The following is a 19312-nucleotide window of genomic DNA, read 5'->3' as shown; positions in this document are numbered from 1 at the left end:
GACAAACTGGCCCGCAACGAGAGGCGGCTTTCGCAGGTGGTCCAGATACGTTGGAAGGGCGGCTTTACGGCGAGCGGAGACCGGAACATGCCGCCAGCTTGCCAACCACACCAAGCCGGCAAGCAGGGACAGTGCGATGAAGACGCCCCGCCAGCCGATAAGTCCGCAGATGAAAATTCCCGCGGGAACGCCGAGCACCAGCGAGCCACTGATCCCCATGAAAATGATGCCGATGGCTCGACCTTTCATGTCTTTCGCGACCAGCTCGGTCGCCAACATCGTTGCCAGAAGGCAGACGGTCGCGCTCGCCATGGCCATGCCGATGCGGGCGACGACAAGCGTTGCGAAATTGGGGCTCGCTGCCGCACAGAGATTGCTAACGACGAACAGGCCCAGAGCACAAAGAAGAAGGCGCCTGCGCTCGATCTTCATCGTAAGGACGAGCGCCAAGGGCGCCGTCAAGGCAAACACGATCGAAAAAACGGCCGTCAACTGCCCGGCAAACGCGATCGAAACGCCAAGCTCGCCGGCGACATCGGAGACGATGCCGACTATGATGTTTTCAGCGGTTCCTGTGGCAAATGTCGCAAATGCGAGCAAGACAACGATAGGGTTCATGCGCCCGTTCTCCCTGCATGATGACCCATGCGGGCACGAACCAGCGATCGCCCCGACATGGAATGGACATGTCGGGTTTCGAGGCAGAGCTTCGGTTATCCCTATGGCAGCTTGACTAGCACGTCGGCGCCCGAGCCGGAAGCCCCTCTCGGCCACCTATGCGAGCACTGCGCCGTCAGCCACCCGCTTGCCGTCGCGGCCGATTGCACCGCAGAGGCCAGGTCACGACACCTCCTGCAAAGACAGCGAGCCAGACGACGACCGGTTGCAGCGGCAGCCTGACGGCGTGATACAGCCACTGCCAAGGAGCGACTTCCGGCGCACTCAGGCTGTCCAGTGCATGCTTGATATTGGCCGGAAAGACGAGCACCGCATAAAGGGCGAGCGCAATGCCGGCATATTTGCGAAGAGCCGGGATCAGCAGACCGATCGCTCCTGCGATCTCGCAAAGTCCTGTCAGCAAGATCACCTCTGGCGCGTCAGGCACCCACGAAGGGGTGATGGCGACAAAGGGCGCTGGAAAGGCCACGTGCAGAACGCCCGCCGTTCCATAGAGCGCGACCATGCCGGCCCTGCACCTCGACCGCCAGAGATCAACGCTCGCCATCTGCCGCGATCCGCTCTTCGATCGTCCTTGCTACGGCGCTCAGATCGACTTTCCGGCCACTGATCTTTTCGATCGCCGCGACGGCCAGATCGCTTGCGACATAGTCCGACTTGTGCCCGAGATTGTGCACGACCATAAGCCTCGCGCCGCGGATATCCCGGGCCAGGTGCCGTGCATGCACATTGGGTGAGACAATCCTGTCGACGTCACCGGTGATGATGACCGTCGGCGCCTTGATCTTGCGGTATTTCCGACTTGCCGTCCGGGTCCAGTCGTTGAGTGCCGCCACTTCCTGGGCATTGTGCCGGAAGGCTGCGGGCCTGAGGGCCTGCAGTGTCCGGGCTTCACGCAGATAGTTTTTCGGCATTGTGTTCGGCGCAAATGTCGCGCGGGTCGCGCTGCCGATCGCAAGAAGGCCGATTGGCGGGACGATCAGAGTGCTGAAGAGCGCACCCGACACAGGAACGGCTGCTGCGTCATAATACCAGGCGACGCCGCCGTTCCAGGGGTAGACGGCTGGCGACAGGAAGACGAGACCGACAACCCTTTCGGGATGACGCACGGCAAGGGCCGCTGCGATCGCGCCGCCAAAGGAGTGGCTGACAATGATCGCCTTCGGAATCCCGCGCCTTGCCATAAGACTTGCGATGGCGTCCGCCTGTCCGTCAGGCAGTATGTTTTCAGGTCCGCCGACATCCGAGCCGCCATGTCCCGGCCGATCGACGAACAAAAGCGTCGCTCTTCCTTCGAGCTTCCCGCGAAAGGCATACATCGGGTCGTAAAGACTGGCGCTGGCACCGTGGATGAAAACGATCGGCGGCAGGCTCGTCTGCTTGCCGGGTTTAAGAAGTACGCTGTTCAGACTGAAGCCGCCGACATCGATGCGAACCGGGCGCACCTCGTCCGCGATCGCCCTGAGCGGCTCGAAAATGGTCCCGATCAAAATCAGCAGGCTTAGGACTACCTGAAATCTTGCGCGCGCTTTCATGACGTTCCTGAAGAATAGCGATCTCCAGGGAATATACGTGCGAGAAGCGCAATCGGTTTTGGTCTCTAATTCGGTATGGGCCGACAGCATCGAATACTGTCCAACCGTCGATGCGGCGGAACTCCGTCGCATCGCCGAGAACAGCGTCAAGGTGCGATGCCGAGTGACGTGTCGCGAGCCCGCATTCCTACCGGCTCGCCGGCGCGCGACCATAGAGCAGAAGCATCAGGATAATCACCACACCGTAGATGATCTGGCGCCCGGCTTCGGGCATCTGCGTAACGGAAAGGATCGACTGCAGGAGCGTGATCAGAATGACGCCCGCCACCGTACCGAGATAGGATCCCTTCCCGCCGAGGATTGACGTTCCTCCAAGGACGACCGCCGCAATGGCCGGAAGAAGATAGGCATCACCCATGGATTGCGCGGCCTTAGAGGCATAGCCCGCGAGCAGCACCCCGCCAAGGGCCGAAAGCCCGCCCGAGGCGGCAAAGGCAATCATGACGATGCGGCGGGTGTTGATGCCGGACAGATAGGCCGCACGCTCGCGATTGCCGATGCCGTAGACCGCGCGCCCGAAGCCCGTCCGGCGCAGAAGAAAGACCATTGCCGCGCCGATCAGCGCCCAGATGAAAACCACGTTCGGAATACCGGGAACCAGAGCACCGGTGGCGAGATAGCGCATGGCTGCGGTGGCGGAATCCTGTGGCGAGAAACCGCCCGTATAGACCACCATCACCCCTTGGGCGACGGCATTGGTCGCCAGCGTCACGATCATCGAGGGGATGCGCAGATAGGCAACCCCGACGCCGTTGATGAGCCCGATGCCGATGCCGCACAGGACGCCGAAGGGAATGGCAAGCGCTGTCCCGACCGGACCGTAGGCCGCGGCCGCACAGGCCATCATCGCGCCCGTGGCAACGGTCCACGGCACCGAAAGATCGATCTGGCCGAGCAGGATGACGAGCATCATGCCGGTGGCGATGATGCCGAGGAAGGACGCCACCTTCAATTGCTGCAGCAGATACTCCGGCGACAGGAAGCTGCGCGAATAGAGGCTGCCGAGCACAAGCAGCAGCAGGATGCAGCCGAACGCAGTGACCACCGCGGGGTCGAGATTGCGTATGAAGGTCGATTTGCGTCCGGTTGCGCCAGTCATTGCCGTCTCGCTCACAGGAACCACTCCAATCTATTGCGCACCCTGAAGAGCGCAAGGGCCCCGAGACTGATGGCCGCCAACAGGATCAGTCCCTGGAACAGCGGTTGCCAGAGTGGATCGAGATCGAAAACGAACAACAGGTCGCCGATCGTGCGGAATGCCAGCGCACCGAAGACCGCGCCGATGGCGCTACCCTTGCCGCCGAACAGCGAAACGCCCCCCAGCACCACGGCTGCGATCGAAAACAGCGTGTAGGCGTTGCCGCTGGCGAGTGCTGCGTCGCCGGTATAGGTAAAAAAGGTGAGGAACAGCCCCCCGAGTGCGGCGACCAGTCCCGCAAGCGTGTAGGCGAGCAACTTGCCGCGGCGGATCGGCATGCCGGACATGTAGGCGGCCGTCTCGGAGGAGCCCACGGCATAGGCTGCACGCCCATAGACCGACCGGCTGAAGGGCACCCATATCACGACGACTACCGCTGCAAGCGCGACGAGGCTCGCCGGCACAACCCCGAAAATCCGGCCGGTCAGGGCATCCGCGAGCCCCTCGTTGACGGATCCGCCGGGAAAAGGCCGCAGCAACAGGGCAAAGCCGAAATAGACCGCCCCCGTTGCGATCGTCGCCACGATCGGCTGCAGTCGCCCATAGATGACGATCGCGCCGTTGATGGCGCCGCATGCAGCCCCGACGCCAAGGACGACCACGACGCCGAAGGCCGTCTCAAGCGGCGAGCCAACGACCAGCCACGAGGCCAGGCAGTTGGTGAGAAGGAAGATCATGCCGACCGAGAGGTCGATGCCGGCGGTGATCACCACCATGGTTTGAGCCATCGCGACAAAGGCAAGCAGCACGCCTTTGTTGGCGGCCGTCTGGATAACGTTGGCGGTGAAGCCGGCCGGATGGTTCGATGTGTAGATGATGAACATCACCACGAAGATCGCAACCGCCGCCAGCGTGCCCCGGTGTTCCGTCAGTCGATACCGCCAGTCGTTCATTGGATGGGCTCCCGGTGGCTTGGGTCTGCGGACGGAATGTTGAGTGCGCTCGCAATCAGCGCGCGCTCCGTTATCTCAGGGCCCGCCAACTCCCGTTTTACCGCCCCGTCATAGAGCACGAGGACCCGGTCGCAGCAGCCGATGAGTTCGGCATAGTCGGTCGAATAAAAGAGGATAGCCGCCCCTTCGTCCGCCAGACGCCGCAAGAGCTGGTAGATCTCCTCCTTGGTGCCGACGTCAATGCCGCGCGTGGGGTCGTTGAGAAGGACGATGCGCGGCTGCCGCATCAGCCACTTCGCAATGACGACCTTCTGCTGGTTGCCGCCCGAAAGCGCCCCGACCGGCGCGTCAATATTGCCCGCCTTGATGGACAGCAACGTCATCATCCGGTCGATAGCGCTCTCTTCTTTGGCGCGATCGATGATTCCGCCGCGCGTCAGCCGGTCGAGAGAGGCGAGCGAGAGATTGTCACGCACCGTCATCGGCAGCATCAGCCCCTCGGTCTTGCGGTCCTCGGGAATGAGCGCCATGCCGATGCCGTGCCGGCGCGCCTGCGCAGGGCTGCCGATGCTGATCGTTCTGCCGTCGACGAGAACCGTGCCGCGCAGCCCGCGCAAGACCCCGAACAGCGCCAGGAGGAGGTCGCGCTGTCCCTGCCCGTCCAGCCCGCCGAGACCGACGATTTCGCCTGCACGCAATGAAAACGAGATGTCGTGAAGGCGGTTCGCCCAGGACAGATTTCGCGTCTCAAGGACGGGTGCCGCTGGTGCAAGCGGGCCCGGCTTGGGTGGATAGACGCTATGATATTCACGACCGATCATCATCTCGATGACCTCGCTGTCGCTCCTTGTCCCTGCCGGGTAGCTTGCAACCTTGCTGCCGTTTCGAAACACGGTGCAATCGTCTGCCAGTTCCGCAATCTCGCTCATCCGGTGCGAGATGTAGACAAGCGCCAGCCCCTCAGAGCGCAGCCGCTTCAACACCGCAAAGACCTTGGAAACATCGGCCGCCGTGAGCGCCGACGTCGCCTCGTCGAGAATGAGGATGCGTGGCTTGCGCGCCAGCGCCTTGGCGATCTCGACGATCTGCTGGCGCGACAGCGGCAGGTCCTTGACCAGCGCCAGAGGGTGGATGTCTGCCGCACCGGCGCGCGCCAGCGCCTCTTCTGCCAGACGCCGCTGGGCCTTGCGGTCGATCATGCCGAACCGGGTCGGCGGATTGAAGATAACGATGTTGTCGGCAACGCTAAGTTCCGGGATCAGCGACAGCTCCTGGAAGACGCAGGCGATGCCGGCGGCGTTGGCGGCGGCCGGTGACGCAAACGTCACCGGCTGTCCATCGAGCGTCATCTGCCCCTCGTCGGCGGCGACAACGCCCGCCATGATCTTGATGAGCGTCGACTTTCCGGCACCGTTCTCGCCGAGAACGGCGTGAATGGCGCCGGTCCTGACGGACAGTTCGGCATTTTCAAGCGCCCGCACCCCGCCGTAGCGTTTCGATATGCCTTCCATGCGAAAGAGCGGTGCGCCGCTTTCCATTGCGCTCTCCGGAAAACCGTTGTTGACGACAGGGCACTGCACAGCTGTGCGGTGCCCTGATCCTGATCGAACTACTGGTTATCCTTGCTCTGCTTCATGATCTCCTGGGCGGAGAAATTGATCCCGCAGGTGGGGAACGAATTGCCGACGAAGAAATTGTCGGACTCCGCCTGGAAATAATCCTGGCCTTCCTTGAAGTTCGGATCTTCGACGATGGCCAAGGGCAATTTGACCGACTGCGGCACCACCTGACCCTCGAGCGCGGCAATCGCCGTCTTGATGGCGACGGCCACTTGCGCGGGTCCGGTTCCAGCCGACGAGCATTTCAGGCCGTCGGCGGCATGTGCCGCACAGAACTTGCGAAATCCGTTTTCGGTTTCGCCGCCGAAAGGCACGAAGGGGTGCTTTGCGTCGATCATCGCCTGAACGATGCCGGTGTCGCCGCCCTGCCCGGTAATGCCGTCGAAGGGGCCGCTGGTTGCGATTGCGTCTGCAGTCACCTTCTGGGCGACGCCGTCGTCCCATTTGCCCATGACCTCGACGACCTCGAACTTCTTGCCCGACGCCTGGAGCTTCTCATGGATGCCGTCGTGCCTGTCGGTATCGACAGACGTGCCGGCGACACCGCGCACCTCAAGCACCTTGCCGCCATCAGGCAGATGTTTGACGAGCCAGTCGCCCCACAATTGCCCGAGCCCCTTCTGGTCGACGTTGACGTTGATGGCGTCCTCGGTGTCGAGGATGTTGTCAAAGGCGACCAGCACCACGCCAGCTTCCTTCGCCCGCTTGATGACCGGCGCAAACGCCGTCGGATTCTGGGCATTGACGACGATCGCGTCATAGCCGGAGTCGATGAAGTTGTTGATCGCCGAGATCTGGGCCGGCACATCCTCGCCCGTCGAAACAACCTTGAACTCCTTCAGTTTGGCTGCGACGTCGGGTTGAGCGGCATAGGCCTTGGCGGTCTGCACCATCTGGATACGCCAGGTGTTGGCGATGTAGCCGTTGGCAAGTGCGATGCGATATGGGCCGTCCTTTTTCGGGAACTTGAAGAATTTCGTATCCGCCGACCACGGCGCGAAACATTCCGGCTCGGCTGCAGGCCCTGAAACGATTTCCGGATCTGCATAGGCAGCAGATCCCAGCATGAAAAAGGCAGTGGCGGCAACGATGCCGCCAGCGAGTGACTTCACCATCGACATTTCCTCCCATTGGCGCGCCACTTGTTTGTTCTCCAGCCCGGGGATGAAACTCACCCTCGAGCGGCACGAACTCCTGCGGCACCGGCACGCTGGATGCCTGCTTTCACCATTGACGAGGCGCTCTGGTCTCCTCCCGAAAACACCGCTGTCTCTTAATTAGGTAGCGCTACCACATGCGATTGTAAAGTAACATTTGCGGATTACGGAGGACCGAATATCACCGGTTTAAGATCGAAATCAGCGTGATTTCGACGTCTCGGAAGGAAGCCTATTTCCTTCCGCAATGATAGCGCTATCATATCGCGACGCTCAAGAATACGTTCTTTGCCGCATGAGGGAGCCCTATGGCCGAGGATTTCGAGATCGTAGACCCGCGCTTTGCCCGGCTGGTCAACCACAGCGCCCGCGTGGAGCAGCTTTATACGGGGTGTCGCTGGGCCGAGGGGCCGGCCTATTTCGCCGCCGGGCGCTATCTCGTCTGGTCGGACATCCCCAACGACCGGATGCTGCGCTATGACGAGACCGATGGGCATGTGAGCGTCTTCCGGCAGCCGTCGAACTTTTCAAACGGCAACACCACCGACCGGCAGGGCCGCCTGGTGACCTGCGAGCACGGCGGCCGCCGCGTGACCCGCACGAACCATGACGGCAGCATCACAACCATCGCCGATCGCTGGAACGGCAAGCGGCTCAACTCACCGAACGATGTCGTCGTGCGCTCCGACGGGTCGATCTGGTTTACCGATCCTGCCTACGGCATCGAGAGCGATTACGAAGGCCACAAGGCCGAAAGCGAAATCGGAGCCTGCCATGTCTATCGCGTCGACCCGGCGACGGGCGCGGTCACTGCCGTCATTAAAGACATGGTGCGGCCGAACGGCCTTGCCTTCTCCCTTGACGAAAGACGGCTCTACGTCGTCGACACCGGACGGACGCACGGCCCTGATCTTCCAGCGCATATGCGTGTATTCGATGTTGATGAAACTGGTACCGCGTCGGGTAGCGAGGTCTTTGCCGATTGCACCGCCGGGCTGTTTGACGGCTTCCGTCTGGATGACGAAGGCCGGATCTGGACAAGTGCCCGCGACGGCATCCACTGCTATCACCCGGACGGCACCCTGCTCGGCAAGGTCAGAGTGCCTGAAAACACCGCCAACTGCGTGTTCGGCGGGCCCAAGCGAAACATCCTCTACATCTGCGCAACCAGTTCGCTTTATGCCGTTCGGCTGATGGTCAACGGCGCACGTCTCTACTGAGGCAGGAGGTCAATCATGCCGTTCGTGCGGCTCACCATCGTACGAGAGGTCCTCGGCGACGATCCTTCGGTCAAGAAAGCTGCGATCGCAAGCAAGCTCGTAACGGCGATTGCCGAAGCGACCGGGCTTGCCGAGCGTGAAATTTCCGTCGTCTTCGATGAGGTCGACGCAAGGAACTGGTATGTCGGCAACACCGATGTGGAGACCTTGCGCGCGCGCAACCGGCAGGGATCGACGTGACGGACGACATCGTCTCCAGAGACCAGGGCCGCAAGGCAAGCCGGCGCGGCAGTGGCAGGCCGACGATCGCCGACGTCGCCAAACTGGCCGGCGTCGCGGCGATCACCGTCTCGCGCGCGCTGCGCGACCCATCGCTCGTTTCGGCCGAACTGCGCGCCGAGATCGATACGGCGGTGATCCAGCTTGGCTATGCGCCCGATCCCAATGCTCGCGCGCTCGCGTCCGCGCGAGCCGATGTGATCGGCGTTCTCGTGCCGTCGCTGACGAACATCGTCTTCGCCGACACCCTTCGAGGCATCTATGACGGGCTCGGCGACGGCCCGCTGCAGATCCAGATGGGCAACACCCACTACTCTCCACGGGAAGAGGAACGGCTGATCCGGATGTTTTTGGGCCAGCGGCCATCGGCGTTGATCGTGTCCGGTATCGACCAGACCGAAACGACCCGCAAACTGCTCGAGAGCGCGGATTGCCCCATCGTGCAGATCATGGAATATGGCGAGGATCCGGTCGATATGCTGGTCGGCTTCTCCCACTTCGATGGCGGCAAGGTGGCCACCAATCATCTGATCGAGGCGGGATATCGCCGCATCGGCTTCATCGGCGCCCGAATGGATCCACGCTCGCAGCGCCGCCTCGCCGGCTACCGCTCGGCGCTCGAGGCCGCACAGTCCTTTGATCCCAAGCTGGTGACAACCACGTTGACGCCGTCTCGCGTCTCGCTCGGCGGGCAGCTCCTGGCCGACGCATTGGCAAAGGTCGCCGATCTCGACGCCGTCTTCTGCAACAATGATGACTTGGCCATGGGCGTGCTGTTTGAATGCCAAAGGGCAGGCATCGCCGTGCCGCACCGCATGGCAATTTGCGGCTTCAACGACCTCGACATGATGCACGTCGCCTATCCGTCGCTCACCAGCATCCGCACGCCGCGCTATGAAATCGGCCGACAGGCTGTACAGATGGTGCTTGATCGACTGGCTGGCCTGCCAATCGCATCGCCAATCGTTGACCTGGGCTTCGAGCTCAAGATACGTGAAAGTACGATGCAATGACAACGCACCGCGCTGGAACCGAGCGGATCGGAACATCCGGAAACTTGCCGCAGACACCTCATCGCCTCGTCAATACCTCTACTTCGAAGGCTGAGGTCTTGGTGGTATCGTCGAGCGCCTAGCTACCGCCCACTGAAGCGTCCGCAAATTGCCACCATGAACTGACTTTTAGTGCCGATGTGCGGAATGTTCACCGAGCACGGCTACGGCAACGTCGAGTTCGGCCCTAACTGCGCTTCGTTCGCGACAATGATCGTCGAGGATGGGTGGTGCTGAAGCCGAGCGCGACGATCAGGCAATTGATTAAGCGGCCCGTTCGTCTGGATTTCATCCTAGCCGGCTAAGGATCTTCACGGCGGCTCGATGGAGGTCGGCGTTTGCAGCCATCAACACGGTGTCGTACCGTGTCGCATCCGCAAGAGGCTGCCCATCCCAGTCGGTCACGATGCCGCCTGCAGCCAGAATAATGGGCATCTGTGGCAGGATGTCGTAGTCGAAAACATTGCTTTCGACGAGTAGGTCGATGCCACCCAGCGCCAGCAGCCCGGCCGCGTAGCAATCGTGAGATATGCGGGTGAAGCGTACCTTGTCAGTCAAGGCGTCGAAGCGCTCGTGGCGCACGCGGTCGAACTGCTCAAGGGCCGAGGTATAGAGGATCGCCTCGCCGAGCGCAGTCTTTTCGCTGGTGCGGATCGGCTCCTCATTAAGGGTCGCGGAGGAGCCTATGCCGAACCATCGTTCGCCGGTGATCGGCTGATTGATCATGCCGAGGACAGGTTTGCCGCGATGGAGCAATGCGATCTGCGTGCCGAAGGCGAGCGAGCCGGAGATGAAGGACTTCGTGCCGTCGATCGGGTCGAGCACCCACACCCATTCGGCATCCGTTCGGCATGCGCCGAATTCTTCGCCCCTGATCCCGTGGTTGGGATACTGCGCCTCGATCATCCGCCGCATCGTGGCCTCGGCGTCGCGGTCGGCAATGGTGACGGGGCTGGAGTCTGCCTTGGCGTCGACGACAACACGCTTGCGGAAGTGTGGACGGATGACGCTGGCTGCGGCATCGGCCATGGCGTGCGCAAGTGTCAGGTAGGGCGGTGGGCAGTCAGGCTCATGGGTCATCGGTCGATCCTCAAAGCTTCGGCAGCAATCTGATTGAGCATGGTTCTTACGGTTTCGAGCTGCCGATGAGCGGCGATGGCCTCTTGGCTAAGCCGCGCGCCAAGGTCGGTGGTCCCGATGTCCGTGAAACTCGCGGAGCGAGCCGCGATGAACGGGTCGCTTTCCTCCGAGGGGAAGCGCAGGGCGGGTGCGAAATAGCCCTCCTCTTCCTCGAGCCCGAAGCTTAAGACCTGCGGACGGTCCTGGCCAAGCAGAAGCAGGTCCACGAACATCGCATGCAGCGGCAGATGGCCGGTGCCTGTTTGGCAGGCGAGGTGCGCCCAGCCGTCGCGATCTTGCTGAACGAGGCAGTCTTTGACATGCACTTCGGTCACATAGGGTGCCTGTGCGGCAAGCGCCGGCAACGGCAGCTCATAGGCATTGATCATGTTGCCGAAGTCGAACAGCAGGCCAAGGCGCGGATTGGCGACAGCCTTTACGATGCCGATCAGCTCCTCCGACTTCAGGTCCTCGTGCTGTTCGAGCGTGTAGCGAAGCCGCCCCTCGGGATCGAAGGTCTCCAGTCGTCGCAAATCCGCAATCGTCCGTGAGACAATTTCCGAAACGCGTCCCTCGTAGCGCGGATAGCAACGCAGCGACGTCGCGCCAGTGGCAAGCGCGATGCGTACCGCATCAAAGAGACCTGTCTCCTGCGTCGTGCTGGTCTCGATATGGAGCTCCAGTCCGAACTGCTCGACTGCGGCACCATATTCAGAAAGCGCTGCGTCTGACATACCGGCGAGACTGGCTGCCTCGCCGTCCTCGACATGGACCTTGAGGCCGACGAGCCGCTGCTCATAGGCGAATTCGGCAAGCTGCAGCGGTGTCACTCCGCCAAAACGCATGTTGAGATGAAAGGCATAGGCGTGCGCAAACAGCGGCGCGTTGCGCGCCCGCTCCGCCAGCCGGGCGCGGGCCGGGCCGGAAAGGGTGGCAATTTTTGCGCGCCAGTCCGGCGACGACAGATCGTCAAACGTCGTTTCGGTCAAAGAGCCGGCTCCTTCACAGGCGACTTCAAAGCTGAGGGAACATCAGGCGGCAAGCACCAGAAGATCGCGATGCGGCAGGCTGACCTCTACGGTGGTGCCAACCGAGGGCGGCGGCCTGTCGGGCTGGTTGAACGTATCGAGCGAAACGAACTGGCCCGCGACCGCCACTTTGATGCGGATCACTGAACCGAGAAAATGCACTGCTGCAATTTCGCCGGAAAGGACGACGCGATCGCAGTCGCTGCGCCCCAGTTCGACCGATTCTGGACGCATCGCCAGGCTGATGCGCTCGCCGGGCCGACCATTAAGCGGCTGGCACAGCGCCACCGGTACACCACCAAGCCGCACCTTACCGGTGGTCGCATCCAACACGTCGGCGTCGAGGAGATTGAGCGTACCGACGAATTGCGCAACGAAGCGCGTCGCCGGCCGGTTGTAGATCTCGAACGGCGTGCCGACCTGGTCGGCGACGCCCTGGTGCATGACCACGACGCGATCCGAAATGGACAGCGCCTCCTCCTGGTCATGCGTCACGAAAATGGCGGTGATGCCGAGATCGCGCTGGATCCGACGGATCTCGTCACGCAGGCTAATGCGAACCTTCGCGTCCAGAGCTGATAGCGGCTCATCGAGCAGCAGCACTTGCGGGCGCGGTGCCAGTGCGCGCGCAAGCGCCACACGCTGCTGCTGGCCGCCGGAGAGCTGGAAGGGATAGCGGCCCCCGAGTTGAGGCAGGCCAATCAGATCCAGCATTTCACCGACGCGCCGTGCAATGGCCGCCTTGCCCTCACCCGCGACCTTGAGGCCGAAGCCTATGTTTTCCGCCACCGTCAAATTTGGGAAAAGTGCATAGGACTGGAACACCATGCCGATATTGCGCCGGTTGGCGGCAAGCCCCGTCACCTCCCGTCCGTCGATGCGGATCGCGCCTGATGTCGGCGTCTCGAAGCCGGCGACCATGCGCAAAACCGTGGTCTTGCCGCAGCCAGACGGGCCGAGGAAGGAGACGAACTCCCCTTTTTCGATGTCGAGGTTGAAATCCTTGACGACACGGGTCGGGCCAAAGGATTTTTCCAGGTGATGGATATCTAGAAAAGCCATGGTCAACGCCTCACGGTGGCGAATTTGGAGAAATGGGTGACAAGCTGGATCAGGGCCATACAGGCCCAGGTGATGGCGAAAGCGACAACGGCGAGCGCCGAGGGTTCGTAGGCGCGGTTGCCACCCATCCAGACCATGTAAGGGCCGAACGAGCCGACGTTGAGCAAGGCGGCAAAGACATATTCGCCGATGACGATCGCGAAGGTGAGGAAGGCGCCGGATAGCACCGAGACAAAGACGTTTGGCAGGATGACGACGGCAAGGATCCGCGTCCAGCCGGACCCCAGGCTCTGGGCCGCCTCCGTCAGGCTGCCGACATCGATGGTGCGCAGGCCCGTGTCGACCGAGCGATACATGTAGGGCAGCGACAGTGTCGCATAGCCGAACAGAAGGAGGAGATTGGTACCCCACCAGCTTCCTGTGAGCGGCAGGACGGAGGATGTATTGTAGATGCGGATGTAGCCGAAGACGATGACGATCGGCGGAATCACCAGTGGCAGCAGCGTCAGGAACTCGACGACCGGGCGCAACCCGGGAAACCGCAGCCGGACAAAATAGGCCGTCGGCACGATGAGCAGGATTCCAAGAACGATCGTGAGCAAGGCCAGAACGACGGAGTAGCCGAAGGTTTGCTGGAACTGCGGATCGGCCAGCACCACGCGGTAAGCTTCGAAGCTGTAGCCATCGCGCTGCATGCGCATGGAGAAGTCAAACATGCCGACGAGCGGAAGGAGGAAATAGAGCCCACCCAAAGCGACGGCGAGCCAGGACCAGACGCGCCTTTCCCTCATTTGACCCACCTTTCCGCGCGCATGCGCAGGAGGATATAGATTGCGTTGGCAATGGCGGTGAGAAGGATCATGGCAAAGGCGATCGCATAACCCAGATGCGGATCATTGAGCACGTCACCGCGGATCTGGGCGAACAGGACGATCGGCGCGATCGAGAGCGATGAGCCGGTCAGCGCAATGGCGGTCGCAACTGCTCCAAAGGCATTGGCGAAAAGCAAAGCCAGCGTGCCGAGAAGCGAGGGCCAGAGCACTGGCAACGCCACCAGGCGCCAGTACTGAAAACCGTTGGCGCCGAGACTTTCGGCCGCCTCTCGCCATTCGCGGCGCAGCCCCTCCAGTGCCGGCGTGATGATCAGCACCATCAGCGGGATCTGAAAATAGAGGTAGGTAAGCGCCAGTCCGAGGAAGGAGACAATGTTGAAGCCGGCGCCATAAAGATTGATGCCGAACCAGTGGCGCAGCAGCATCGTCACGAAACCAAGGCGGCCGAGGGTTGCGATGAAGGCGAAGGCGAGCGGCACGCCGGCAAAATTCGAAGCGACGCCTGAGAAGGTCAGGATGGCATTGCGAAGGGGGCGCGGAAGGCCGCCGAGCGTGATGGCAGCGGCAATGAGGAAGCCGAACAGACACCCGAGCGCCGCTGTCAGCAGGCTGAGCTCGATCGAGATCCAGAAGGCCGATCGTATGGATGGCGCAAGAAGCTTGCCGAGGTTCTCCAGCGTCATCTGTCCCTCAGCGTTGCGGAACGCGCCGAGCACGATGTTGAGCGTGGGCAGGATGAGGAACAGCGTGGCGAAGACGAAGAAGGGGGCGACCCCTAACCAGCTGAGAACCTGTCGTGGCCGGAAGACGGCCGGCAGGGATGCGACGCTTGTCGTCATCGGATTTGTCCCTGGGAAAATTGCGCCAAAGGGGGCGAGAGGCGTCACGACCAGTGAAGCCTCTCTCTCAAGCGAAGGATTACTTCACGTTGGCGCCGACCACCTTGTCCCAGCCCTCGACGATCGCCGTCTTGTTGGCGGAAAGCTCGTCGACCGTCGGGAAGATCGCCTTTTCATAGGCTTCGGCAGGCGGCAGCTTGTCGAGCAGCTCCTGCGGGAACTTGCCAGCCTTCAACATGGCATTGAAGCGCGCCGGGTGGCAGTAGCCCTTCAGCCAACCGGTCTGGCCTTCGTCGGAATAGAGATATTCCATCCAGAGCTTGGCGGCGTTCGGGTGTGGCGCGTAGGCCGAGATTGCCTGAACATAGACCCCGGCGACGACACCGCTTGCCGGTACGACGACGTCCATCGGCGGGTTGCCCTTCAACGCGTCACGCCAGGCCAACAGATTGTAGTCCCAGGCGGCGACGATCGGGGTCTGCCCCTGCGCGATCGTGCCGGCCTTGCCGAGCACAGGCACGAAATTGCCGGATTTGTTCAGTTCCGCAAAGAGCTCCAGGCCCTTGCTGCCCGATTCCGTTCCAGGCTTGGCGCCCCGCGAGATGCCTGCCGACATCAGCGCCAGGATGGCCTGTGCCGAAGACCGTGGATCGCCGGTGAGTGCGACAGCCCCAGAGTACTCCGACTTCGACAGATCCGACCAGTCGGCCGGTACAGTATCAAGCAGATCCTTGTTCACACCGAAGGCCATGACGCCGTAGTAGTCGCCGTACCAATAGCCTTGCTCGTCCTTGATGTTTTGAGGAATTTCGTCCCAGGTCGCCACCTTGTAGGGTTGAAGGAGGCCCTCCTTGGCGGCAGCCGGCGCAAAAGCCAGGCCAAGATCGACGACGTCAGGCGCCTGCGAACCCGTGTTGCCCTTGTTCGCGCGGATGGCTTCGAGCTCGTCGGCGGTACCGGCGTCGGGGTTCAGTTCGTTGACTTCGATGCCCGGATACTTCGCCTTGAAGCCGGCAATGACGTCTCCGTAGTTGCACCAGTCGTGCGGAAGCGCAATGACGGTCAACATGCCTTCCTTCGTTGCGGCAGCGACCAGCTCTTGCGATGCCTCAGCCTGGGCAAGACCCGGCAGGGCCGCCGCCAGGGCGAGTGTGGAGACGAAGGCGCGACTGGTTGCACGCGATAGAAGCTTGTTCATGAATTCCTCCTGTTGACCGTCGACGACGGATCGTGGGCGATGGCTGCTTTTTGTCCTTGCATCCGGTCGTCGGCACCGCCGCCTTTCCCGGTTCCCCCGCACCTTGTCTGCGTCCTGCGAAGGGATGCATCGGTGCGTTTTCGTGTAGGGACAGGATGTAACAATTGGACGACGAAGAAACGTCCATTATGGTGCATTCTACTGTACCAATTTTTGGAGGCGCACCGGTGGTCAAACAGCTTGAAGGGCCAATCCTGCCTTTCCTTCGCCTCGACGCGACAGTCGCCCTGCCGAAATTCCGCCAGGTGCAGGACCAATTGCGCATGGCGATCCTGAAAGGGCACCTGCGCGCTGGAACACGGCTCCCTGCAAGCCGAATCCTTGCCGAGGAGTTGGGCCTGTCGCGCCAGACGCTGGTGCGGGTGCTCGATAACTTGAAGGCGGAGGGCTATCTGGAGGCACGACAGGGTGCCGGTACTTTCGTCTCGGCCGCATTGCCGCGCCAACCGGCAAAGCCGCTGTCGAGGCCCACCCGCCACGATGTCGCCGACCGCGCGCCGCCGCGGCTATCGCGAATTGGCGACTTGTCATGCCGGATGTCGGCCGATATCGGCCAAATGGAAGACAGGCCTTTCCTGCCCAACCGTCCGGCGCTCGACCGGTTTCCCTTCGCTGTGTGGAGGAAATGCTGGAACGCCGTGACGCGCGGCGGCAAGGCCGTGGCCATGGGCTATGGCGACGTCGCGGGCGAACTGGTGCTTCGCCAGAGGATCGCCGAATATCTGGCCCTGCACCGGCGCGACCCTTGCGATCCCGAACAGATCGTCATCACGCCCGGGGGGCACGCCGCCTTCACGCTTTCGGCTTTGGCGCTTGCCGATCCTGGCGACGGGATCTGGTTCGAAGATCCGGGGCCGGTGACCACCAGCAACCTGTTTCGCACGCTCGGGCTGCGGCTGTGTCCGGCCGATGTCGATGCAGACGGCATGGATGTCGAGGCTGCGATGGCTCGCTATCCCGACGCGCGCCTCGCCTTCGTCATGCCGTCGCGCCACCACCCGCTCGGCATCACCCTATCGCTTCCACGCCGGCTTGCCCTGCTCGAATGGGCGCGGGCGAGCGACGCCTGGATCATCGAGGACGACTACGACAGCGAATTCCGCTACGACGGCGCGCCTTTGCCTTCGATGCGCTCCATCGACAGCGACGACCGGGTGATCTACGCGGGCAGTTTCAGCAAGGCGCTCTATCCGGGCATCCGCGTTGGCTTTCTCGTCCTGCCACCCCAACTCGTCGGGACATTTCGCACGCTCTCGGGGCTGATCCACCGCAGCGTCCCGGTGGAAACCCAGCTCGCGCTCGCCGAGTTCATCGGCGGCGGTCACTTTGCCAGCCATCTGCGCCGGATGCGCGGCCTTTACGCCGAGCGCCGCGAGGCTTTCATGTTAGCCGGGCGGGATGCGCTTGCCGGACTTGCCCGCATCGACTGCTCCGAAAGCGGGCTCAATGCACTCGCCTGGCTGGAGGGCAGCCGGGAAGACCAGGCCTCCCACCGCGCCGTGCTCGATGCCGGACTGCAATGCTATCCCCTGTCGGACTACACGATCGCGACACCTCAGCCGGCTGCGCTCATTCTGGGCTATGCCGGCGTTCCGGCGGATCGAATGAGGCCTCTTCTTTTCCGGCTGGCCGATGCGATCGCCCGATCGCAAGGCCGCATCGGGCGATCAGGCGATTGAGGAGCCTTTCGACCGCCATGGCCCAATCCTCCGGATCCTCGTCATCGCCGCGAAGCCGCCGGGCGACCACGTAGCCGATACCGCGCAACATGACGCACCGCCCTTTCCAAGGATCATTATTGCCGGACGGCGCGAAGCGGCTTTCCACTGCGCTGGGTGACGCCAACGCCGGGGGCGACGCCGACTGCGGCGTTGGAAGCCGCAAGCAGTGGCTTGCCGCGCACCATGTCGGAGGCGCGTTCCGCCAGCATGATCGTCGGCGCATTGAGGTTGGCGTTCGGCTCTGACGGAAAGACGGAACTGTCGATCACCCTCAGCCCGTTGATGCCGCGGACCTTGAGCTCGCTGTCGACGACTGCCATTCCGTCCTCACCCATGCGGCAGGAGCCGCAAGGATGGTAAGTGCTTTCCATTGTCTCGCGCACCCAGGCGTCGATCTCGTCGTTGCTTCGAACATCCTTGCCCGGCGCCATTTCCTCGCCGCGGAAGCGGTCGAAGGCCGGCTGGGCGATGATTTCGCGCGTCAGCCGCAGGCAGCGGCGGAAGCCCTCGCGGTCCTCCTCGCGGTCGAGATAATTGAAAAGGATATCCGGTTGTTCATGGGCCTCCGGAGAGCGAAGCCGGACATAGCCGCGGCTCTTCGGCTTGTTCGGACCGGTCAGCACCATGAAACCGTGGCCGTCGAGCGGCTTCTTACCGTCGTAGCGCATGGCGGCCGGCAGAAAGTGGAACTGGATATCCGGCCATTGCAGCGACGCGTCGGAGCGAATGAAGCCGCCGCTTTCGAAGTGGTTGGAGACCGAAAGCCCCTTCTTGAACAAGAGCCATTCGGCCCCGATCAAAGCCTTGCTGAGGAGCCCCATCTTGCCGTTGAGCGTGATCGGCTCCTTGCAGGCATACTGGATGTAGACCTCGGAATGATCCTGCAGGTTCTCGCCGACCCCTGGCAGATCGTGCAGCACGGGAACACCGGCCTTCTGCAGCACGGCGGCTGGCCCGATACCGGAGCGCTGCAACAGGTGCGGCGATCCGATCGGTCCGGAGGAAATCAGCACCTCGCGGTTGGCGCGCGCGACATGACGCTCGCCGCCGAGCTCGTACTCGACGCCAACGGCGCGCGTGCCTTCGACAAGCACGCGCCGCGTCATCGCATGGGTGATGACCGTGAGGTTCGGCCTCTCCATCGCCGGCTTCAGATAGGCGTTGGCCGTCGACCAGCGCACGCCGTCCTTGACGGTCATGTGCATCGGCCCGAAGCCCTCCTGCATGTGCCCGTTCGGGTCGTCTGTGGTGATGTAACCCGCCTCGCGGCCGGCATCGACGAAGGCGCCATAGAGCGGGTTCTTCATCCCGTTGCCGGCATTGGTCGCAAGAGGCCCGGAGGCGCCGCGATAGCTGTCGCCTCCGTCCTGCCAGCTTTCGGCGCGCTGGAAATAAGGCAGGCAGTTGGCGTAGCGCCAGCCGCGCGCACCCAGTTCCTCCCACTCGTCGAAGTCGCTGGCGTGGCCGCGCATGTAGACGAGCCCGTTGATCGAGGACGAGCCGCCGATGACCTTGCCGCGCGGGCAATGCACGCGCCGGCCGTCGAGACCGGGCTCCGGCAGGGTCATGTATTTCCAATTGTACTTCGTTCCGTTCATCGGGATCGAAAGCGCCGTCGGCATCTGGATGAAGATCGACTTGTCGCTGCCGCCGAATTCAAGAACCAGCACCCTGGTCGACGGGTCCTCCGAAAGGCGGTTGGCGAGCACGCAGCCGGCCGATCCTGCGCCGATGATGATGTAGTCGTAGGTGTCGCTCACG

The 19312-nt window shown here is 62.4% G+C and carries 17 protein-coding genes and 1 pseudogene; 4 read left to right on the top strand and 14 right to left on the bottom strand.

Annotation, left to right across the window (positions count from 1 at the left end; genetic code table 11):
• Nucleotides 1-18 precede the first annotated feature (18 nt).
• The 7 genes and pseudogenes from IB272_RS35045 to IB272_RS27375 form a co-directional block, all read right to left on the bottom strand.
• A pseudogene (locus IB272_RS35045) lies at nt 19-618 on the bottom strand (MFS transporter); the annotation flags it as partial.
• Between the two features lie 175 nt (nt 619-793).
• Entirely contained in the window at nt 794-1225 is a 432-nt protein-coding gene (locus tag IB272_RS27400; protein WP_246810444.1) for a hypothetical protein, read from the bottom strand.
• Complete coding sequence (locus IB272_RS27395; protein ID WP_192445466.1) at nt 1212-2213, bottom strand: alpha/beta hydrolase; 1002 nt, start codon at nt 2211-2213, stop codon at nt 1212-1214. The genes IB272_RS27400 and IB272_RS27395 overlap by 14 nt, the downstream gene beginning before the upstream one ends.
• A 187-nt stretch (nt 2214-2400) precedes the next feature.
• The gene (locus tag IB272_RS27390) at nt 2401-3372 is read right to left on the bottom strand and encodes an ABC transporter permease (RefSeq protein ID WP_110819009.1); all 972 of its coding nucleotides are present in this window, start codon (nt 3370-3372) and stop codon (nt 2401-2403) included.
• An 11-nt stretch (nt 3373-3383) separates the two neighbouring features.
• Nucleotides 3384-4364, bottom strand: a complete 981-nt coding sequence (locus IB272_RS27385) for an ABC transporter permease (protein ID WP_060644214.1) — start codon at nt 4362-4364, stop codon at nt 3384-3386.
• Nucleotides 4361-5902: a sugar ABC transporter ATP-binding protein gene (locus IB272_RS27380; RefSeq protein ID WP_192445465.1), complete on the bottom strand. Its 1542-nt coding sequence runs from the start codon at nt 5900-5902 to the stop codon at nt 4361-4363. Before IB272_RS27380 ends, IB272_RS27385 begins: the two co-directional genes overlap by 4 nt.
• Before the next feature lie 71 nt (nt 5903-5973).
• Nucleotides 5974-7098 (bottom strand): sugar ABC transporter substrate-binding protein, encoded by a 1125-nt coding sequence (locus tag IB272_RS27375; protein ID WP_034798635.1) that lies wholly within the window; start codon nt 7096-7098, stop codon nt 5974-5976.
• 350 nt (nt 7099-7448) lie between these two features.
• Between IB272_RS27375 and IB272_RS27370 the strand changes: the two genes are divergently transcribed.
• From IB272_RS27370 to IB272_RS27360, 3 genes are read left to right on the top strand one after another with little or no spacing between them, the layout of a single operon-like run.
• Complete coding sequence (locus IB272_RS27370; RefSeq protein ID WP_060644216.1) at nt 7449-8360, top strand: SMP-30/gluconolactonase/LRE family protein; 912 nt, start codon at nt 7449-7451, stop codon at nt 8358-8360.
• A 15-nt stretch (nt 8361-8375) separates the two neighbouring features.
• On the top strand, nt 8376-8600 hold the full coding sequence (locus tag IB272_RS27365) for a tautomerase family protein (protein WP_192445464.1): 225 nt from the start codon (nt 8376-8378) through the stop codon (nt 8598-8600).
• Entirely contained in the window at nt 8597-9652 is a 1056-nt protein-coding gene (locus IB272_RS27360; RefSeq protein WP_234824553.1) for a LacI family DNA-binding transcriptional regulator, read from the top strand. Before IB272_RS27365 ends, IB272_RS27360 begins: the two co-directional genes overlap by 4 nt.
• A gap of 327 nt (nt 9653-9979) precedes the next feature.
• Here IB272_RS27360 and IB272_RS27355 read toward each other — a convergent pair whose 3' ends face one another.
• The 6 genes from IB272_RS27355 to IB272_RS27330 form a co-directional block, all read right to left on the bottom strand.
• Nucleotides 9980-10771, bottom strand: coding sequence for an inositol monophosphatase family protein (locus IB272_RS27355; protein WP_281436409.1), 792 nt, complete (start codon nt 10769-10771; stop codon nt 9980-9982).
• Nucleotides 10768-11799, bottom strand: a complete 1032-nt coding sequence (locus IB272_RS27350) for a TIM barrel protein (RefSeq protein WP_192445462.1) — start codon at nt 11797-11799, stop codon at nt 10768-10770. Before IB272_RS27350 ends, IB272_RS27355 begins: the two co-directional genes overlap by 4 nt.
• A 42-nt stretch (nt 11800-11841) precedes the next feature.
• Nucleotides 11842-12900, bottom strand: coding sequence for an ABC transporter ATP-binding protein (locus tag IB272_RS27345; RefSeq protein WP_192445461.1), 1059 nt, complete (start codon nt 12898-12900; stop codon nt 11842-11844).
• Between the two features lie 2 nt (nt 12901-12902).
• Nucleotides 12903-13691 (bottom strand): ABC transporter permease, encoded by a 789-nt coding sequence (locus IB272_RS27340; RefSeq protein ID WP_192445460.1) that lies wholly within the window; start codon nt 13689-13691, stop codon nt 12903-12905.
• Entirely contained in the window at nt 13688-14572 is an 885-nt protein-coding gene (locus tag IB272_RS27335) for an ABC transporter permease subunit (RefSeq protein ID WP_192445459.1), read from the bottom strand. The genes IB272_RS27340 and IB272_RS27335 overlap by 4 nt, the downstream gene beginning before the upstream one ends.
• 79 nt (nt 14573-14651) lie before the next feature.
• The gene (locus tag IB272_RS27330) at nt 14652-15770 is read right to left on the bottom strand and encodes an ABC transporter substrate-binding protein (protein WP_113080419.1); all 1119 of its coding nucleotides are present in this window, start codon (nt 15768-15770) and stop codon (nt 14652-14654) included.
• A 227-nt stretch (nt 15771-15997) separates the two neighbouring features.
• Between IB272_RS27330 and IB272_RS27325 the strand changes: the two genes are divergently transcribed.
• Nucleotides 15998-17509, top strand: coding sequence for a PLP-dependent aminotransferase family protein (locus IB272_RS27325; protein ID WP_192445458.1), 1512 nt, complete (start codon nt 15998-16000; stop codon nt 17507-17509).
• A 116-nt stretch (nt 17510-17625) separates the two neighbouring features.
• On the opposite strand, the gene betA is transcribed toward IB272_RS27325, so the two are convergent.
• The gene (betA, locus tag IB272_RS27320; protein ID WP_192445457.1) at nt 17626-19311 is read right to left on the bottom strand and encodes a choline dehydrogenase; all 1686 of its coding nucleotides are present in this window, start codon (nt 19309-19311) and stop codon (nt 17626-17628) included.
• Nucleotide 19312 lies beyond the last annotated feature (1 nt).

Source organism: Ensifer sp. ENS08 (assembly GCF_014852195.1).
Taxonomy (GTDB): Bacteria; Pseudomonadota; Alphaproteobacteria; order Rhizobiales; family Rhizobiaceae; genus Ensifer; species Ensifer adhaerens.
This window is presented reverse-complemented; position numbering and strand designations above follow the sequence as displayed.

Excerpts from the sequence above, each read along its gene's own strand:
- IB272_RS27400 (WP_246810444.1), bottom strand. The coding sequence starts at position 1,225 with ATGGCGAGCGTTGATCTCTGGCGGTCGAGGTGCAGGGCCGGCATGGTC.
- IB272_RS27395 (WP_192445466.1), bottom strand. The coding sequence starts at position 2,213 with ATGAAAGCGCGCGCAAGATTTCAGGTAGTCCTAAGCCTGCTGATTTTG.
- IB272_RS27390 (WP_110819009.1), bottom strand. The coding sequence starts at position 3,372 with ATGACTGGCGCAACCGGACGCAAATCGACCTTCATACGCAATCTCGAC.
- IB272_RS27385 (WP_060644214.1), bottom strand. The coding sequence starts at position 4,364 with ATGAACGACTGGCGGTATCGACTGACGGAACACCGGGGCACGCTGGCG.
- IB272_RS27380 (WP_192445465.1), bottom strand. The coding sequence starts at position 5,902 with ATGGAAAGCGGCGCACCGCTCTTTCGCATGGAAGGCATATCGAAACGC.
- IB272_RS27375 (WP_034798635.1), bottom strand. The coding sequence starts at position 7,098 with ATGGTGAAGTCACTCGCTGGCGGCATCGTTGCCGCCACTGCCTTTTTC.
- IB272_RS27370 (WP_060644216.1), top strand. The coding sequence starts at position 7,449 with ATGGCCGAGGATTTCGAGATCGTAGACCCGCGCTTTGCCCGGCTGGTC.
- IB272_RS27365 (WP_192445464.1), top strand. The coding sequence starts at position 8,376 with ATGCCGTTCGTGCGGCTCACCATCGTACGAGAGGTCCTCGGCGACGAT.
- IB272_RS27355 (WP_281436409.1), bottom strand. The coding sequence starts at position 10,771 with ATGACCCATGAGCCTGACTGCCCACCGCCCTACCTGACACTTGCGCAC.
- IB272_RS27345 (WP_192445461.1), bottom strand. The coding sequence starts at position 12,900 with ATGGCTTTTCTAGATATCCATCACCTGGAAAAATCCTTTGGCCCGACC.
- IB272_RS27340 (WP_192445460.1), bottom strand. The coding sequence starts at position 13,691 with ATGAGGGAAAGGCGCGTCTGGTCCTGGCTCGCCGTCGCTTTGGGTGGG.
- IB272_RS27335 (WP_192445459.1), bottom strand. The coding sequence starts at position 14,572 with ATGACGACAAGCGTCGCATCCCTGCCGGCCGTCTTCCGGCCACGACAG.
- IB272_RS27330 (WP_113080419.1), bottom strand. The coding sequence starts at position 15,770 with ATGAACAAGCTTCTATCGCGTGCAACCAGTCGCGCCTTCGTCTCCACA.